The organism is Bradyrhizobium sp. Rc3b, from assembly GCF_900114915.1.
In the GTDB taxonomy this organism is placed as follows: domain Bacteria; phylum Pseudomonadota; class Alphaproteobacteria; order Rhizobiales; family Xanthobacteraceae; genus Bradyrhizobium.
This window is the reverse complement of the sequence record NZ_FOUS01000021.1, coordinates 47529-64105: the sequence shown is the minus strand read 5'-3', so window position 1 is coordinate 64105 and position 16577 is coordinate 47529. Positions and strand designations below refer to the sequence as shown.

The following is a 16577-nucleotide window of genomic DNA, read 5'->3' as shown; positions in this document are numbered from 1 at the left end:
ATTTAGGATTTGTCACGCTTTCACCTGAGCGCCGCTGTCGGTCGTGCCGGCAGTCGGCCCGGGTAACGTGGTCCCGTTCAATTCCAAGACCGCCCCCGTGAATAGCTGATACTTGGTGCCAGCTAGCAGCGCGGAACCGGTGTACGTAGCCGTCGTGTAAATCGACGCGTTGAGCGAACCGATAAGCCACGAAGTCATGCTGACGCCGGCTGCGATATTCACGGTCGCACCGAACAGATTGACGCTGCCACCTGCAGCGTTGATGTGGTAGCCGGTATTCCCGAGAATTTTGTACGTGCCGCCACCGGAGTTGAAGAACCCACCCTGATTGGTGACGATATGCACCCCGTTCGTGAAAGTGCCGTACGCCATATTGAACGTCTCAATAAGCTAAGCTTTCCAGCCGTCGGCCAGTTCGCCCTGACCCGATCCCATCCAACCTGAAGCCATCAATCAGGACGAAGGCGTTATCGTGGACGACGAGAGCCTGACCGGTAGTTTGCCAAGCCGTGTTTAGAGGATTTGCCGGCGTTCCTTTGAGATAAATCCCAGAGGTCGCGCCCCAAGTGCTCGTGATAACCACGTCCTCTGTGAACACTTCACCAGCGGCGGGCCCGGCAATGGTGATATTGCGCTTGGGCGAATAGACATTCCTTAGAGCGGTATCGACTGCGAACTGATATGTCGCGAACGCGCCGACACCTACCCCTAGGCCGTCATTGTTGACGTTCGATCCGAGCCCATGATCGACATTGAAAAATACAAACGTACCGGGCGTCCAAAGGCCGGGGTCTGCCAGCACCGTCCAGGCACCGTCTACAATGCCGACCGTGCCGGCCTGTAGCGGCCAGAGGATGCCGCTGCCTGTTCCGAAGTCGGACGGAAATCCAGATAGTACCTTACCCCTGTTCGTTTCGCCATTCTTGATGGTGACAGTGAAGCCCTCAAAGAGGCTTGCGGCTGACGGCAGCGCAATCGTGAACAGCCCGGTTGCTCCAGTGCCGGCTTTTACAACGGAGCCGTTGTCGTTGGCCGAAATGGTATAGTTGGCCGTCACGATCCTGGGGTTGATTGTCTTGGCGAGCTTCCAGTAAGCGCCGGATGCATCCTGAAATGCACCAGGATCGCCGGCAACTCCGCGAACATATTGAGCCCCGCCACCGTCCCCGGCCGTCACAAGACCATACGTATTGATGACATTGATGCCGGCAGGAATGACTGCGCCCGCCGCTTGGGCGCGCGTGTCGTATTGATGCGCCTGATTGCCTAGCGCAGCGGCTGCCGCTAGCGCAGCATCGCGTGCATCGATAGCAACCTGCCCGTTCGCAGCGGCATTCTGAACTGCGAGAACGAAAGCCGTAATGTCGGCAGGGCTTGACGACGCCTGCAACACAACCGCGCGATCCAGGCGTTCGCTCAATTGCTGATCGCGCATGGCGACGAAATCAAGCGCGACTTCGACTGTTTGAGCATAGAACGGCCCTTGGTTTTCCAAGTCCGTCTCTTGCGTGAAGGGAACGTTGCGCGCGATCGTGATATTCTGGCCGGCGATCGGCGCAGCGATCATCGTGATCGAGCCACCACCTGTCTCGCCAACACCTGTCACGGTGTAGTCGGAACCAAACTCCAAAACTGTATCGATACCTGCCTCAGTGCGAATGACCTTTACATGGGCCTCGTTCAGAATGAGGAACCCATAGGCAAAAATAGTAGTGACGCCGTTCCCGATATAGGGGCCGGATCGGTTTACTTCGCTCGCAACAGTCATGACATCCCCGCCGAGTTGAGATTGACGGGACCATGAGTGGCGAATGGTTGGTTCTTAAATTTTCGCCGGTTTCTTTCAGTGCAATCCGGCAGCAGTGCCCTGCCCAAGGGCCGTCACTGAAGCCGCGTGCACCTCACGCTCAAGCGCCACCGCGTTATAAGCCCGGCGTAGGCCTTTCCGACCATTTCATTATTCGGATGTATGAGTTCATTCGTGATGAAGTGGCGGCGGACACGTCAGGCGGCACACGGCTTGTTGGAATTCCGGCGAGACATCGCGCCGACAGTCTGCTTGCTGAGATCAACCGCAGGGGACTTTATTGTAGGCCTATCGATTGGCCACCCTCGTAGGTGAAAGGCGAGCCGAGCTGACGGCGACCTGAACGCATTCCGCCGAGGTACGCTTTGTTTCGATCGAAGCCGCTGGAGCGAGCGGTCGCGCAGTAACAGATCGGAGCTGCCGCGAACGTTTTGCCGCCCCATTCAGCTTTGGCTTCGACCTGACGAAAAGCGGCAATCATCCCTATTCGCAGGTGCGCCCTTTTTCAAGCAAAGTGGCGCTTTGCACGGGATGGAGTAACTATTGTCGGCAGCTGCTGATCTTAAGCCCCTATTGGGCTCTTCGGCGTCAACCGCACCGCACATGAGATCACGGTGGAAATACATCCGATCAAGATAAAGGGACATCACGCACTCGAGCAGGGCTTCTTCAGGAGCGTCAAAGCTTTGCTAAACCGCCGCTAGGGTGGCCAGGAATCTCTGCCCTTCCAGCTTCAGACGGTTGCTATCCTCAGCCAGGTACCTGGCAGCGGCAACCACCTTGCGTTGACGCGGTGACCGTCTGGTCCGCACCTCGATTGATTTCGGCGATATTTGTACCGACCAGGGTCGTACCAATTGGGCCTGCTGCACATCCCGAGCAATCTCCTGGTCTGCCAATCCACGCGCTCCAACAGCAAATCGTTCGAGACTTTGCTGGGTAGGCTGTGGCAGGTCGCGTTCCTCGCTGCGCAGATCACCGCCGAGCATTGCCCTTCGCGGGACCTTTGAGAGTATTCGCACCGGTCCAATTCAAGACGTTGTGTGCAGAACCCGACAGAGAATTGCGATTGAGCTGATCTGAATCGCAAAGAGATGATGGTCTGAACCAAGCTCTCGTCCTGGCATGTCCATTGCTAAGAAGTGGCTGTTACATCATGCGACTGACTGGACGCAAAGGCCGAGTCAGATCCGACTTGCCGTCCAAACCAAGTCTCTAGCATAGAAGCGGCGCTGTTAACTGCCGCTCCTTCAACGGAGCCAGGTCATGTTGAACGATACATCCGAAATCTTGGACTCCATTCGCATCAATAAGCAGGAAGCGCAGGAGCGCCAGCCTGCGGCGCTATGCGAATGGCCTGGCTGCCAGAACAAGGCTACCCATCCCGCGCCCAAGGGCCGCGACAATGCGCGCGCCTATTGGAACTTCTGCATCGACCATGTTCGCCAATACAATCGGTCCTACAATTTCTTCTCGGGAATGGATGCGGAAGCGGTCGCGCGTTACCAGAGGGACGCGCTAACGGGCCACCGTCCGACCTGGAAGATGGGCGAGAACATCAGCGCACACAAAATGACCGGCAGCACTGCCAATTTCGAGGACGACTGGCATGCCCTCTGCACGCTCGCGGAGCTAAACGGACGCGCCGATGCCCGCCACCGCGCGAAGGCCAAGCCTGAGGCGCGCAAAATTCTCAATGTTCAGTTCAAAGCGTTGCAGGTGATGGGCCTGAATGCCAATGCGACGCTCGGCGAGGTCAAGGCGAAGTACAAGGTGTTGGTCAAGCAGCACCATCCCGATGCCAATGGCGGCGACCGCTCCACGGAGGATCGCCTGGTTGAGATCATCAAGGCCTACCAGTACCTGAAGACCGTGGTGCGCTAGAGCTAGCCCGAACATGTCAGCGGGCCACAACTGCGAACTGGAGGACGGAACCATCCAGAGCTTCGCTCTGGCTACGCGGGTTGGGTTGACTTCCCTGGCTAGTGGCTTTCGGGCGACCGTAGCGGACAATCGACACGATGCCCGGTTCGTTTGGCTCCGCGCAGCCGTCGGGAAGAAGGGCCGGAAAAAGGGACGCGGCAAGATCCTGCGCACGTGGCGGCTGCATCGGCCTGAGTTCGTGGAAATACCAAACGGTCCTTGCACTCCTGACGGCTGAATCTCTATACCGCCCGTCCCACCTTGGAAGCTCCACAGCAGTTACGCACGATCGATCCCTCCGTTGTTCGAGAGGCAACACGAAAGTACGAACCTTCCGGGAATCGGCCGCAGGGCTCAAGGCCAGTTCTGACATAGCTAGGAGCTGTAACGCCCGGCCACCCACCAATCTCAAGGGCTCTGCCGATCGCTGCGTGGCAAGGCAGCCATTGTGAACTTGATCGCGCTTCATCGTGCATCGACTTCATCAAGCACTGGGCTATCGCACGCAGTTGCGCGTTTCCCTGTTCGTGAGTAACCGTCTGGTGAGGCTTTCCATTACCCACAAATATGGTGCGCAGCGCGACGTGGATGACAGCCCACGCTGCCGCGCCCATGCCGGCGTCATATCCGCACTCCCCCGTCATTCATCCGACGATCGTCGCCGTCTCGTCACCGTTGCTTTGCCATCCACCGATATGGTTCCCTTGGCAGCCAATCTGTGGCGCCTCCGAAGAACACGCTCAGCGACCATATTGCAGCTTCTCCATCTGTCAGTTGATGGGAGTGAGCCTCGCGGGCTGAGGGGTTGGCCCCGATGCCGAAGGATCTGTATTCAGCATAATAGCTTGTCCTCAACGTGTTGGTCTTGCCCGGCGTCCATTCGCGCCACCCCTCCGCGATCACGGGGGCATCTATCTTCGCCGCCAGGAAGACCACTGTGGCGTAGGGACGCCAAGGGCGGCCAAGTGCGATATAGCCTGCACTAGGGTCGGCAGTTAGCCTACAATGATCAAAAACATAGGCACTGTCCTCATCCGGCGCTGCCTTGCTCTGAGCGGTATAGATGACCGCTTGGTTTGCGATGCCGTGCAACTCACATTGCCGGAACCAGGCCTTGGCGTTGCCAAATATGAAATCGACATGCCCTTCGATGTAGCAGTTCGAGAAGTATTGTCGTGACATTCTGCCGTTTGGTCCCTTGCCGGCAAATAGCGTGTCTTGGGCGCCGAGCAGGCGGACGCGCGTAACGACGTCTCTATCCCCGGTAACGGACAGCGCTACCCCCTGCGAGGGGGGATTGGCCGGATTGAGCGCGTAATCGTTCTGGATCGTCAGATTCTCGAGCCGCAAGTCATCGCCGGCGGCATCCAGCGTCGCCGAACGCGCGGTTCCTCCTACATTGATCGCGCCGTCGCCATACACAATGACCGTATCCTCCGGCTTCCTGCCAGTGCCTTCGATATGAATACCGGATTTAGAGATTTTGACCTTCTCGCGATAGACGCCCGGCGCGATCCGGACATTTCCGCCTTCCTCCGGCAACGCCTCGATGGCTTGCTGCACGGAGCGATAGTCTGCATTTCCGGCATGCGACACGAATAGTGGCTCAGCGTACGCTGCCGGGATGCAGAACCATCCGGCCAGAAGCGAAGCGGAAGGCACGAAAATTCGCATATGATCTCATTCTTCGTTGAGTTCGCGGCACGTTCGACGCAGTCGATATAAGCGACCGCCGCGGGATAGCCGCCGTGCATGCTCAAACACATTTTCCTACCCAGCCCAACCCCCCAGGTGACTCTCGCATTGCGGCCCTGCAAACACCCGGCGGCGGCCCGCAACGAAGTACCGGATATGAGGCTGAGATTCTGCCAGACCAGCGATTGGTACGGCCGATGCGGAATTCACCAGCCGGGTTCAGCGCCGAGTGTCGTACTTAGCGACGGGCGTCGCGGAATGCTCTGGCACAGGCCTTCGATCCGCGCAGCGGTTCTGTGGCTCGTCCCGGCAGCGGCGATACGTCAGAGGGGCTTGCGGTCAACTTCGCGTGTTCGAGTTGCCAAGTCGCGGAATTTGCAAACCGGACATCCTCGAGCGTCACGTCAAGGGCATGCTGCTCGTCTACGCCGCGCATCAGCAGCACGCCATCCTCGCCACGCACATGCCGCAGAACGATCTGGCGATAGACAGGAATTCTCGTGCCTTGTGCGCGCGGATCATATTTTGCATCGAATGCCAGCGGCCACCGGTTGCCTCTCAGGCACACGTTCTCGTAGGTCACGCGCTCGACCAGACCGCCTCGACTGACATCGCTCTTGATGCGCAGGCCAGACGTCGTGCCGTCCAGCACCAGATTACGGACCAGTATGTCGCTAGCGCCGGAATTCACCTCGCTGCCGATCGACATGCCGTGCCCCCAGCCGAAGTAATTATCAATGATGGAGATATGGCTGCTTGAGCCATTGTCACCAGCTTTGATCGCGACGTTGTCGTCTCCCGTTCGGATCGAGCTATGGATAATGGTCACATCCTGACTCGCGCCGGGGTCGATGCCATCGGTATTGCGGGCATCCGCCGGTGCATCGATCGTGACGCCCCAAAACGTGGCACCTTCGACCCGGTTCATTGCGACATGAAAATTGGGCGCATTGCGCAAGGTGACGCCAGAGAACGTGATGTCCTGCGCATGATCGATCTGGATCAAGCGCGGGGCGTTCTGATGGCCGCCCTCGGCTTGCGCCCGGAGGGCCAGCTGCCACCAGGTTTCGGCACCGCCGACCATCATTGCGCCGCCCTGACCATCGATGACACCCTCCCCGTATATGCCGCCGCCACGCGTTTTGGAAAAGCTGATGAATGGGCGGCAACCGTCGCCCTTACCCGTGATGTGACCACACTGTCCGCGGCCCTTGTCGTAAGCAGCTGGTTCGGGGATGGCGATCAGCGCCGCACCGCGTCCGATCCATAAGGTCACGCCCGATTTCATCTCGAGTGGACCTGAGTGAAACTCGCCGCGCGCAAGATAAACTGCAGCGCCAGCGGGGCAATGTTGAATCGCGTCTTGTAGGTTAACTGTGTCGTTCTTGCCGGAAGGCACAGGGCGATCGCAGACTTTATGAGGTGCAGCAGGTTCGGTGATAGTCCGGCGGTCTTGCGCTTTTGCGGCGGAGCAGACAACTATGGAGGTGAGTATGGACAATAGGGCCCAGTTGCGAAAACGCTTTGTCATTGACCTGCTCGTGTTTGACACGCGCATCGTTGCCGCGTGCTTTGTCTGATATGAGCGCTGGCTGGATCGAGCCGCCGCGCGCGTCAATGGCCCGGGCAAGATGACATTTATAAGACGCAGCAGAAGCCCGGACCTTGCGATCGCGCGATAGCACCTTGGCTGTGCGCAAGAACGACGAAGCGTTGTGCGATAGTCCAAAAACCAAACAGCTTCTCAGCGTTCTCACACTGATTAAGCGTCCAACAGGTCCCGGTTTTCGGCATCTACAACGCGTGAATTGGCACTCCGTCGCATCGACGTTCGATCCAAGACCCGCACTGCAACAACTGACAGGAGCGCCTACGGTCACCTGACACCGAAGCTGCCGTTCACCAAGAAGGCTCAGCGAAAAGATTTGTAACGACACGTGGTTGGACGAACGTGGGGGATCGGCTTTCACGGCTGCACGGTCGAAGTCGAGCCCGCGGGGGTTAGTGACATAGACTATTGATCGCCGCTGGCGCCAAGCGTTGTCGAAGGCAAGAGGTGGTCGGGCGATAACAGAAGCTTCTGCATCTACCAAGCCTGCGAGGTCCTATGCAGGTCGATCCGGTTCCGCCGGCTTGGGTTCATTGTCCAGCAATGATGACGCTGCCCCCGAGACATCTGCTCGACATCATACGCGACGTGATCTTCGACAAAGCCATGCGAGCTGTTGATCGTCCCCCACTCGGTTAAGTTCGTAATCGGGCAAGCTTTCCAGAACCTGACGAGGCTACGGCCGGCACCGGATCGCAGTCGCCCGGGAACGCTCTTCCTGGCGTCGCAGGAATTTAGGAGACTGGCTTTACCCGCGCTCTTCCGGATCGTATTGTGACCGCCGGCGGGGCACAGTCAGCCAGATCTCATCATCATCCATGCAATGCGGGATGAGGGCATGATCGGCTTGCGCGGTCAGCTCACCCGGGCCTCGCATTCAATGCCCCCAGGGCCATAGCGGACCATCGCGATCATCGAGCGCGCTTCGCGCCCGGTCTTCAGACAGGTCGACCGGTAATTTGAACGACTGCAAGACGGACAAACGGCCGAACTGGTCAAGGTGGAGAGCTCTTTGAACATGCGATCCAGGACATCTGCGTGAGCAGCCCCAAACAGGGCCCTAGCAAGACGCGGCATGCGGCCCTTTGTGGTGCTACTGGAACGCCGCCCGCCAACGTACCGAAACGCCGAGCCTGTCGCCAGGGCGCCCCCACTCAGTTCGTCCGTCGGGTCGCACCATCATGCGGTGGGTGCGGCGGCAGCTTTCAGCGGTCCCATGGTCGAGGCGAAAACGCCGCATCAGCATCCTGATCAACAGGATCATCGAGGCTTCGGTATTTGCGCGATCATTCGTTACGGATTGAATTGTTTGCCGCAGAGTTGCTCTGGCGTTCACCGATCGACGATGATACGGCCCGGCGCTCAAGCTTCCGTTCCAGATCCGCCAATCCTGCCTTACATTCGGCGACAACTGATTGGGCGCGAAGCAGCTTGACCTTGAGCTCGTCCTGTTGCCTGATTATTTTCTCAGGATCCCAATCATCCTGCATCAGCTCATTGACCATCTGCAAAGTACGAGTTGAAGGCCGCCGCTTAGCTTCACGAATTCAGGCCCGGCACCTCGCAGATACCCGCGCTTGGGACAACGACCAAAGTGACGCAGACAATTGTCCTGACGTATAACGCCTTAACCCTGGTTTGCACCGTCTTGTTGAGCACCGCCATTCGTCGCGAGCCCTTTACAAGACAATCGGATTCTGCCCCGCAAACCGACGTGCCGCCCGAAGATGGCGGAGTTCGCGACGCAGCTGCGCGGTTTGGAAAGGGCATCAGGAGACCTCTGCAATCGATCAAGCGGGCAAGTTTGATCTGAACACTGGATCGGGTGCCGAACGAGCATCATGGTGACAGGTGGTTTCGTCACAAGCAACCGGCATGCCAACGCCGCTTGAGCGTTTTTCTATCAAGAAACGGTGTCGGTTCTCGCGCAGCACGTAGTTGGAGACGGTGCCGTTGTCGCGCTTGAAACAAACGACGGCTTGAACGAGACAGCCCGAGCCGCAATCACGACGGCCATAGCAGCGCTCACTATGGCAGCGGTCAATATAGAGAGAGGATTTTGCGGACCTCGCCCAAAATGCTCTCACCATTCTTGAGCGGTGCGTTATCGCGTGAGAGGATGTCATCGCTGGCCTGGCGCCGATGATGCGAACGGACCGCAGCGACAAGATCGTATCAGCGAGGGCAAAGGATAGCTGAAGCGCGCAATCCCGGGTAACGTGTCCATGAGGAAGACAGCAAAAAAGCGCCCGCATCGCGGCCTCGTCGGCTGGCGAAATGGGCAGCGGCCGTCAACTGACCGACGAACTCGCCGCACTGCAACACTTGCCACCCCGATCGCGCTCACGCAGCTAGGACAAATCGCGATGATGTCGACGGGTCTGGCCCGGACGGCCATATCGGCACTGAGGGAGTGGCGGCAGCCACGCTTGCCGGCCTATCTTGTCGGTTGGCGTGACCTTCGCAGCCGGTGTGATCTTGGCGGTGGGTGCGCTCGCGCCCAAGCACGTGGTGCGGCGGACGGGTGTTGTTCAACAAACGCTGAGGGAGATCGTCAGGCGAGGAAGCTCATCGGGATCGAAACCGCGTTGATGCGCGTGCATTTTCTAACGAAGCTCTGGCAGGACTGGATCGAGTTCTTCCTGCTCGAGCGTCTTGGCTCCATCTTCCGCGAGGTACGCTGCGAGAGCCGCAATACCGGACTCCGGTGGACATCGAGCGGGTGCTGATTTTTTGAACGGCACTTGTCCCAAGCGCTCGGCAATTTCGACGCTCATGAGGTGTGGACGGATCGGTCGATCGACGGCGCGCTCGATGGTGAGGAAGATCCAGGTGCCGTCTGGATCGATGTCCGACCAATGAAGGATCGGCGTCTGTTGGGATACCAATCCTGCGATCGTCCGCAGCGCCTGCTGGGCGGCAAGCGAGGGGTACCCCCCGACATAAATGGTCGTTCCTAATCGGCCGGGGTCCGCCTCGGCGATGTGCCGGTTGAAACTTGCGAAGTTTTCGATGGTGAGAATGTAGGCCGGCGCCTCCCGGAAGCGGACGCGATCTGCTTCTTTCGGAGCGATTCCGAGATACAGCGGAGAGATATCGGACAGGTCGGCTTTATCGAGGTCGATCCTGCCCGCGATCAGCAGCGGCGGTGCGAAGCGCTCAAGGCCGATTGCTCGCAGCGCCTCGCGGGGCCGCGCCCCTGGTGGGAACTCCAGAATGCCGCTCAACAGCCGGACGACCGCCCCCTCGATGCGTTCGAGCGTCTTGCTGTGACCCACCGCCCGTCGCGAGAAGGTCTTATAGTCCACGTCAAGATGCCTGTTGTCCAGAATGGCCTGCGCGAGAACGAACGCATCGCGCAGAGTCTCGACCTCGGACGAAGCGAACCCGTGCCACGTTTTGCCTCGCCCCCATACCTCGGCGATTTGGGCAGCGCTGTTCTTCAGAGATTCGTGCAGCGTCCACCCGGCGACAAGCCGCACAAAGGCACCCTCCGCGATCCGTGGCGCCGGGGTGCGGTCGAGATATTGGTAGAGGATCTCCGCCGAGGCCAGCCGCACATGTGCGACTTGGTCCCGCTTGACGCCTCGACCCCAGCCAAGCGAGACTGCGCCGCTCTGTTCGGCTTCCGTGATCTTTTTCAGGAAGGCGTCCGCCGCGACCACAGACGGGAAGGCGGCGTAGCCAGGGTGGGCGATTGGGTTTGCGGCCCCGGCCTCGAAGCGATCGAGTAGGTCGTTCAGCAAACCGATCGGGTCCGTGAAACGCCGCGCCATGACTACTCGGCGGCCAGACGGGCGGCGAGCTCATCTTCTGACATCAGGTCCGGATCGATGGCCATCAGCTCGCGCTTAGCCTTCTCTTTCAGTTCCACCACTGTGGCCCTGGACTGTTCGCCGATCCGGTCCACCTCCACGATGGTATCCATGTGCTCGAGGACGGCGACCCGCTTCTCGAACGGCGCCGCGATCACGAACTGCAGGCCGAGGTTTTTGTAAAAGCTCATCATCTGCCGCTGGTTCTTGCCGTCCATCTTGGAGAAGGCCTCGTCGAACATGGCCAGGGCGAAGCCGGAGGGCTTGCCGGCACGACGCTCCGCGCTGCCGTAGACGGCGGCCAGCGAAGCGCCGATGGCGACGTAGATGGGCACCTGCTGTTCGGCGCCGGATCCGGTGCCGCGCCGCTGCTCCCAGCGGGTTGAACGGCCCGTAGCTACATCCTCCATGTGAATCTCGAAAGTGTAGAAGTTGCGGTAGTCCTCGAACTGAGTGAAGTCCTTGCCTGGGTCCTCGAGCAGCGCCTCCAGTGCAAGGATCGTATCCTTGTGCGGAAAGTCCTCAGGCACGTCGCCCCGGAATAGCATATCGAGCGCCTCGGGAGAGGTTTTGGCGATCTCGATGATCTTCAGGATCGGCTGGAATTCCACGACTTGGGTGCGATGGAACGAATAGCGCTCGTTGTGGAAGGGATGTGCGTAGAGGCTGCGGTTCAACGACTGCAGCTCCCGCTCCATCTTGCCGATCCGGGCCGTGAGCGCGTTGATGAACTCGCCGCGCAGCAGGGTTGAGGCTTTTTCCGCCGCTTCCCGGGCCTGCCGTTCGTATTGGCGAAGTTCATTGGATTCGATATCCGAGATGAGCTGTTCCATCCAGGGCTTCACCTCCCTTAGCGGCTCGCTTTCCGCGCCGACTTGCGAGCTCATCCCGAACTGGTCGAAGTAATCGTAGAGGAGCTCGCGGACCCGTCGCTCGATCCGGGCGCGCTCGGCGTCCGAGGCGTCCGCGTCCTTCAGCGCCCTGTCCGCGATGGCGCGGTGCTTCTCCGCAAAGCCCTTCTGGGCTGCGGCATCGAGGCGCTGGCGGTAGACGAGCCTGCCCTTCGCGGCGGAGTAGAGCGGGAAGGTCTTGCGATAGATCGACCGCGCGACCCGCAGATTGAGCTCGGAGCCCGGCACGTTCTCGCCCTCTCCGAGCCTCCTCTCCACCGATCTGACCTCGCCGTCATGCTCGCCGAACGCCTTCTGCTGGGTCTTTCTCTCGTCGAGCCTCTCCTCCTTCAGCTTCTGCTGCGCTCTCTTTTTGTCGCGAAGCCCGCCGTCGCCCGCGCCGTCGAGCGCATCGAGCCTGGCCTGCATTTCGGCGATTTCGGTCTGCGCGGCCGCGAAGGCCGCGGCGCAAACCTTCAGATCGTCACGTCCCTCGCAGATGGTTTTCAAAGCGGCAAAGGCCTGCTCCGCGGCTTGGGCTTCCTTGCTCTTGTCGGCCAGGGTCCGATCCAGCTCCTCGGCCTGATCCTGCAGGGAGCGCAACGCGTTCGCCTGCGCCGCCTTTCCGATTTTGTGCTGCGCGGCGTCGATCCAGCGATGCGTCCTGACGAGTCCGTCGTCGTAGAGGCCGTCCTTCATGATAGCCCGGCCAGGTCTGTTGAACTGGTCGAGCGTGTCCGCGAGGCGGACCGTTCCGTAGCGGCGCATGATGAAGGCCATCGCGTCCGGATCCTGGCTCCGGAAGATCGAGGGGAAAGTACCGCGCTCCGGCTTGGCCCTGAACTGCTCGAGTTTGTTTAGGCTCACCAGCGATGCATGGCGAAACTCGCGGCGACCTTCCTTAAAGATTGACGTGGCGGCGCTGATATCCGCTCTGTCCACGAACACGGCCTCCCGGTCGCGGCCGAGGAGCGCCTCGGCGGCTCCTACCCACTCGGGTTCGGCGACTTCGATGATGTCGCAGAGCACGCGCGGGACCATTCCGCTCTGCCGCAGCCTGCGGCAGAGGAGTTCAGTGTCATCGCCGAGATAGGCCCGCGCCCCTCCGGCGGCGTGCTGTCGGATCCGTTCGAGCACCTCGTCGCGGCGGCCTCGGATCCCGGAAAGCTCCGCGATGATCGCCTGACGCGCTTCGTCGATCTTCGGCAGCCATTTCGCGCCGCTTGCCGCGAAGGACTTCTCCGCCGCGGAGAGCTCGTCGGAGACGCGCCCGATGTCGGCGCCGGCGGCGGCGGTCAGAAGACGCTCAAGCGCAGGAACGAAGTCCTCGAAAGCGTCCGCGCACATTGCGCGGAGCGGCTCCAGGCGACGGATGTTCTCCATACGAGCCTTGAAGTCCGCCGAGGCGCGGTGCGCCGCCTGCCCGGCCACGTCGGCGGTCTGCTGCAGGGACTTTCTGCCGGTCTTGGCATCGTGCTCGGCGATCGCGGCCGTGAGGCGTTCGATCTCGTTATCGATGGCCTTGACGTCGTCGTCGATGAATTCGAGTTCTTTAACCGCGGCGTCCCGGCGCGCCACCTCGGTACGCCGCTTGGTCTTGAAGTCCAGGTTTGTCGCGCGCGCCGCGAGCCAAGTCGCGCGTTTTGCGATCCACTCCTCCCTGAACTTGGTCTCGAGCGCTTCTTCAAGAGTGCCGAGGACGACCCGAAGCGCCCTCAGGGCTTCGAGCCTGAGGCGCATCTTTCGGATGGTTTCGCTGATGTTGCGGTATGTCTGGATCGACTCGCGCAGCTCCTTGATGCCGATCGGACTGTCCTCGAGGATGTAGTTCCGCACGAACTGGGTGGCCGTCTGGTTGTGGTCGAGCGTCATTGCGTTGACGATTGATTTCTGCAAGGCGCTAGCGTTCTGCTCGCCATAGGGCGAATGCGGCAGAAGATGGCGCATGTACTCGCGGACGTAGTCGCTCGCCCGGTCGCGATGATTGACGAAGTTGCCCTCGCCGACCGCCGCGACGATCCGGGCGCGCACGTCCTCCCACGGCGCTGGGAATTGCGACTTTCCTCGCTGCTCGATGAAGTCCTTGGAGCTCAGAACCGTTCCGACGGCGACGAACAGTGCCAGCACGGTCTCCCTGCTGTCGGACTTGCGCGCCTCAAGCGCCATGCCGATCGTGACCGGCGGTCGATCGCCTTCCTTGTCTTCGAAGCCTAGCGCCACGTAGGTGCGCGCCTCGTCGCGCCGGCGCTGGTCTTCGCCGAGCGTCCCAAGGCAGTAATCCACGACGCTGCGCTTCGAGCCGCTGCGCGATTTTCCGCTGTCGCCGGCGACCGCGTTCAGGCGCAAGAACCGCCGGCTCCCGCCGGTGAGAACGACCTGTGCCATGTCGAGGATTGTCGATTTGCCGGACCGGTTCTCGCCCAGGACCCCGACGTGTCCTGTCACGTCGATGTCGGCGACGTCGAACAGGTGCCAGTTCACCATCGTCAGGTGGCGTAGCTCCATCATGCCTCGTCTCCTGCGGGCTGCGGAAACCGCGCCTCCTCGCTACGGACGTAGCGCTCGAGTCGTTGGAGGGCATCGCCGCCACTGATCAGCTTGATCATCGGGCGGATCCTGACCTCGCAGTCCTGCTGCTCGTCGTCAAAATCACCGATCTCGACCAAACTGCGTTGGGCGGCCTCGCGCAGGATGTCGCGGAAGCGGGCGGCCGAGATCGCGCCTCCGCCGCCGTGTTGCGCCATCTCGCGATAGCGATCGAACAGGTCGTTCAAAGTGGCCACTACGACGGCCCGGTCCTCGACCGCTCCGACGTTCACCTCCTGCTGCCAGTATGCCGCCAGCACCAGCGCAACAATGGTTTCGTCGAGCTTCATTCGAGGCAGCGGCACGTCCTCGTCCATGGCGACGATGCCGGCCCACTGCGCCTCCGGATCGCGATGGACGCGGTATCCGCAACTATCGAAGAAGCCGTCGACCACGTCGCGGAAGCGGCCATCCATGATCGTGTTGTAGACTGTCCCAGTCCGGGGATCTCCCGCGAACACGAACTGCCGCCGTAGCAGGAAGTGCAGCGCTTTGCGGAGGTCGGCTGCCTTTTCCGCGCCGAAGGAGCGCTCGACGTTTTCGAACTCACTGAGCACGGGCCGCCTCTGCTTTCCCGAAGTAACCGGATCGCCTGACCACGAAGTTCGCACACCGAAGCCATTCGCTGTCGTGGGGCGGGGTGTCTGGGCGCGGCTCCAGATCGAACCCGGCCGCGACCTGCGCCGGAACCTCGCCCGTCAACGCATATCGGCGGGCGCAATCGAAGGCGAGAAAGTCATCCACGGTATCGATTTCCATGAAGCGGGCTTCCCTGGTCGCGAATGGCGGCACCTGGCCCTCGAGGAATCGTCTGACATCCTCGGGACGGGGCGCGATGCGAGCGATGTACTCGAGGCGGAGCTTCTTCCGCAGTTCGTAGAGCGGGTCCGATGGCGGCTGGGCGAGCTCCCTTGCTTCGACCGGGCGACGCGGCTGCCTGGCCGGGGCCGGATGATATTCCGACCAGGGCGAGCGCAGCTGCTCGATGCTCCATTGGACCGTCGCCTTGTCGTGCCTGCCGTCGCGCAGCAGAGCATCCAGGCGCAGCACCAAGTCGCCGGCCCGACCGACGAGGCCCTGCCCGCCACGCTCGGCGTACTTGATCGTGTTGCGCACGCGCGCTTCGAGCTGCCTGCGGAAGGCTTCGATCCGTTCGAACATCTCGCCGATCTGTTCGAAGATGCTTTCGATGGCCAGCAGGTCGCCGGCAGCGGCCATGCGGCCGTCCTCGACATCGGCTGCCATGCTGGCCGCCGTATATTCCTCGGCAAGAACCTGCATGGTCTCGGGCGTGTAGGAAATCCTGCGCGCGAGATCGACGATGGCGTCGCGGAAACGGTACGGATGGTTGACGGTGAGGATGGACTCGAAATCCTTCAGCAGGAGCTGATCGACGAACTCCTCGAAGAAGGCCTCCAGCCGGGTAGCCACCGTCTTCGATTCCATGACGGTCCGCCGGATCCGCTTCAGGTCGGCCAGAATGGCCCGCAGGCTCTTGGTGAACTGGTCGGCCTGATTGCGCGCTTCGCGGACGGCGAGCGCGGCTTCGCGCTGCTTGCGGTCAGTGATCTCGGGCGTCAGCTTTTCGACGGCCTCGAGATTGAGGCGGATCTGCACGATCAGCCCGCCGAACCGTTGCGAGAGATCCTTGTTCAGGCTCGCCAGCCGCTGGATCACGAGCAGTGGGCCCATGGCCATGTCGACCGTGACGCGGAGCCCGTATTCCTCCTCTTCAAGCCATCCCCAGGCGAGCAGCCGGGCGTACAATTGTCGGGCAAGACCGAGCGCTTTGTCGCCCTTCTCGGAAGCGAGCGCGACGTCGGCCTTCCGGATCCGGCGGCGTCCCGCGGAGATCATTTCGGGCAGGCTGCCGAAATCATCGCCTTCCTTCCAGAGGGCGGGGTTGGCGCGCATGACGTCGTAGATGGCATGGACGACCTGCTGCGGGGTCGGGAACGACGGTGCGCCTGAAAAGAAGCGCTCATGGAGGTCGAGCAGACAGGCCGCGTAAAGGTGCTTGTGATCGCGCGAGAAGGCCAAAAACGCGTCGTCATGCAAATGGCGGAACAAGGACAATCGCTATCACTCCCTGAATCGACCTCATCCAAAAAGGGGATGCAGCTTGTTAGCCCGACACTGAGAAGCTGCGGAGGAGATACCTCAGTCGAGATGTATCGCAAGGCTGCTGCAACTCACTCTCCAGGTCACGATGGATCGCTACGGCCATCTGTTCAAGTCGGATGACCATAAGG

Annotated in this window: 10 protein-coding genes; 1 reads left to right on the top strand and 9 read right to left on the bottom strand. The window is 60.7% G+C overall.

Annotated elements, in window-relative coordinates:
- Window positions 1-12 precede the first annotated feature (12 nt).
- Both BM190_RS35210 and BM190_RS35205 read right to left on the bottom strand, forming a co-directional pair.
- The gene (locus BM190_RS35210; RefSeq protein WP_092262108.1) at window positions 13-372 is read right to left on the bottom strand and encodes a hypothetical protein; all 360 of its coding nucleotides are present in this window, start codon (window positions 370-372) and stop codon (window positions 13-15) included.
- 10 nt (window positions 373-382) lie between these two features.
- Window positions 383-1768 carry a hypothetical protein gene (locus BM190_RS35205; protein ID WP_092262107.1) on the bottom strand — a complete coding sequence of 462 codons (1386 nt, stop codon included), beginning with the start codon at window positions 1766-1768 and terminating at the stop codon, window positions 383-385.
- A gap of 1305 nt (window positions 1769-3073) precedes the next feature.
- On the opposite strand from BM190_RS35205, the gene BM190_RS35200 reads away from it, so the two are divergent.
- Window positions 3074-3691: a J domain-containing protein gene (locus BM190_RS35200; protein WP_092262106.1), complete on the top strand. Its 618-nt coding sequence runs from the start codon at window positions 3074-3076 to the stop codon at window positions 3689-3691.
- Window positions 3692-4399: 708 nt separating this feature from the next.
- On the opposite strand, the gene BM190_RS35195 is transcribed toward BM190_RS35200, so the two are convergent.
- The 7 genes from BM190_RS35195 to BM190_RS35165 all read right to left on the bottom strand — a co-directional run bounded on the left by BM190_RS35195 (window position 4400) and on the right by BM190_RS35165 (window position 16401).
- On the bottom strand, window positions 4400-5404 hold the full coding sequence (locus tag BM190_RS35195; RefSeq protein ID WP_092262105.1) for a pectinesterase family protein: 1005 nt from the start codon (window positions 5402-5404) through the stop codon (window positions 4400-4402).
- A gap of 259 nt (window positions 5405-5663) precedes the next feature.
- A complete protein-coding gene (locus BM190_RS35190; RefSeq protein ID WP_092262104.1) occupies window positions 5664-6956 on the bottom strand; it encodes a glycoside hydrolase family 28 protein in 1293 nt (430 codons plus the stop codon).
- A 1364-nt stretch (window positions 6957-8320) separates the two neighbouring features.
- Window positions 8321-8539, bottom strand: coding sequence for a hypothetical protein (locus tag BM190_RS35185; protein ID WP_244550835.1), 219 nt, complete (start codon window positions 8537-8539; stop codon window positions 8321-8323).
- Between the two features lie 1101 nt (window positions 8540-9640).
- Complete coding sequence (locus BM190_RS35180; RefSeq protein WP_092262103.1) at window positions 9641-10810, bottom strand: Wadjet anti-phage system protein JetD domain-containing protein; 1170 nt, start codon at window positions 10808-10810, stop codon at window positions 9641-9643.
- A 2-nt stretch (window positions 10811-10812) separates the two neighbouring features.
- A complete protein-coding gene (locus tag BM190_RS35175) occupies window positions 10813-14247 on the bottom strand; it encodes an SbcC/MukB-like Walker B domain-containing protein (protein ID WP_092262102.1) in 3435 nt (1144 codons plus the stop codon).
- Window positions 14244-14882, bottom strand: coding sequence for a DUF4194 domain-containing protein (locus tag BM190_RS35170; RefSeq protein ID WP_092262101.1), 639 nt, complete (start codon window positions 14880-14882; stop codon window positions 14244-14246). Before BM190_RS35170 ends, BM190_RS35175 begins: the two co-directional genes overlap by 4 nt.
- On the bottom strand, window positions 14872-16401 hold the full coding sequence (locus tag BM190_RS35165; RefSeq protein ID WP_092262100.1) for a Wadjet anti-phage system protein JetA family protein: 1530 nt from the start codon (window positions 16399-16401) through the stop codon (window positions 14872-14874). The genes BM190_RS35170 and BM190_RS35165 overlap by 11 nt, the downstream gene beginning before the upstream one ends.
- Between the last annotated feature and the right edge of the window lie 176 nt (window positions 16402-16577).

Bases quoted from the DNA above. Each gene is read 5' to 3' on its own strand.
- BM190_RS35175 (WP_092262102.1), bottom strand. From the start codon at position 14,247: ATGATGGAGCTACGCCACCTGACGATGGTGAACTGGCACCTGTTCGAC.
- BM190_RS35205 (WP_092262107.1), bottom strand. From the start codon at position 1,768: ATGACTGTTGCGAGCGAAGTAAACCGATCCGGCCCCTATATCGGGAAC.
- BM190_RS35210 (WP_092262108.1), bottom strand. From the start codon at position 372: ATGGCGTACGGCACTTTCACGAACGGGGTGCATATCGTCACCAATCAG.
- BM190_RS35195 (WP_092262105.1), bottom strand. From the start codon at position 5,404: ATGCGAATTTTCGTGCCTTCCGCTTCGCTTCTGGCCGGATGGTTCTGC.
- BM190_RS35185 (WP_244550835.1), bottom strand. From the start codon at position 8,539: ATGGTCAATGAGCTGATGCAGGATGATTGGGATCCTGAGAAAATAATC.
- BM190_RS35200 (WP_092262106.1), top strand. From the start codon at position 3,074: ATGTTGAACGATACATCCGAAATCTTGGACTCCATTCGCATCAATAAG.
- BM190_RS35180 (WP_092262103.1), bottom strand. From the start codon at position 10,810: ATGGCGCGGCGTTTCACGGACCCGATCGGTTTGCTGAACGACCTACTC.
- BM190_RS35190 (WP_092262104.1), bottom strand. From the start codon at position 6,956: ATGACAAAGCGTTTTCGCAACTGGGCCCTATTGTCCATACTCACCTCC.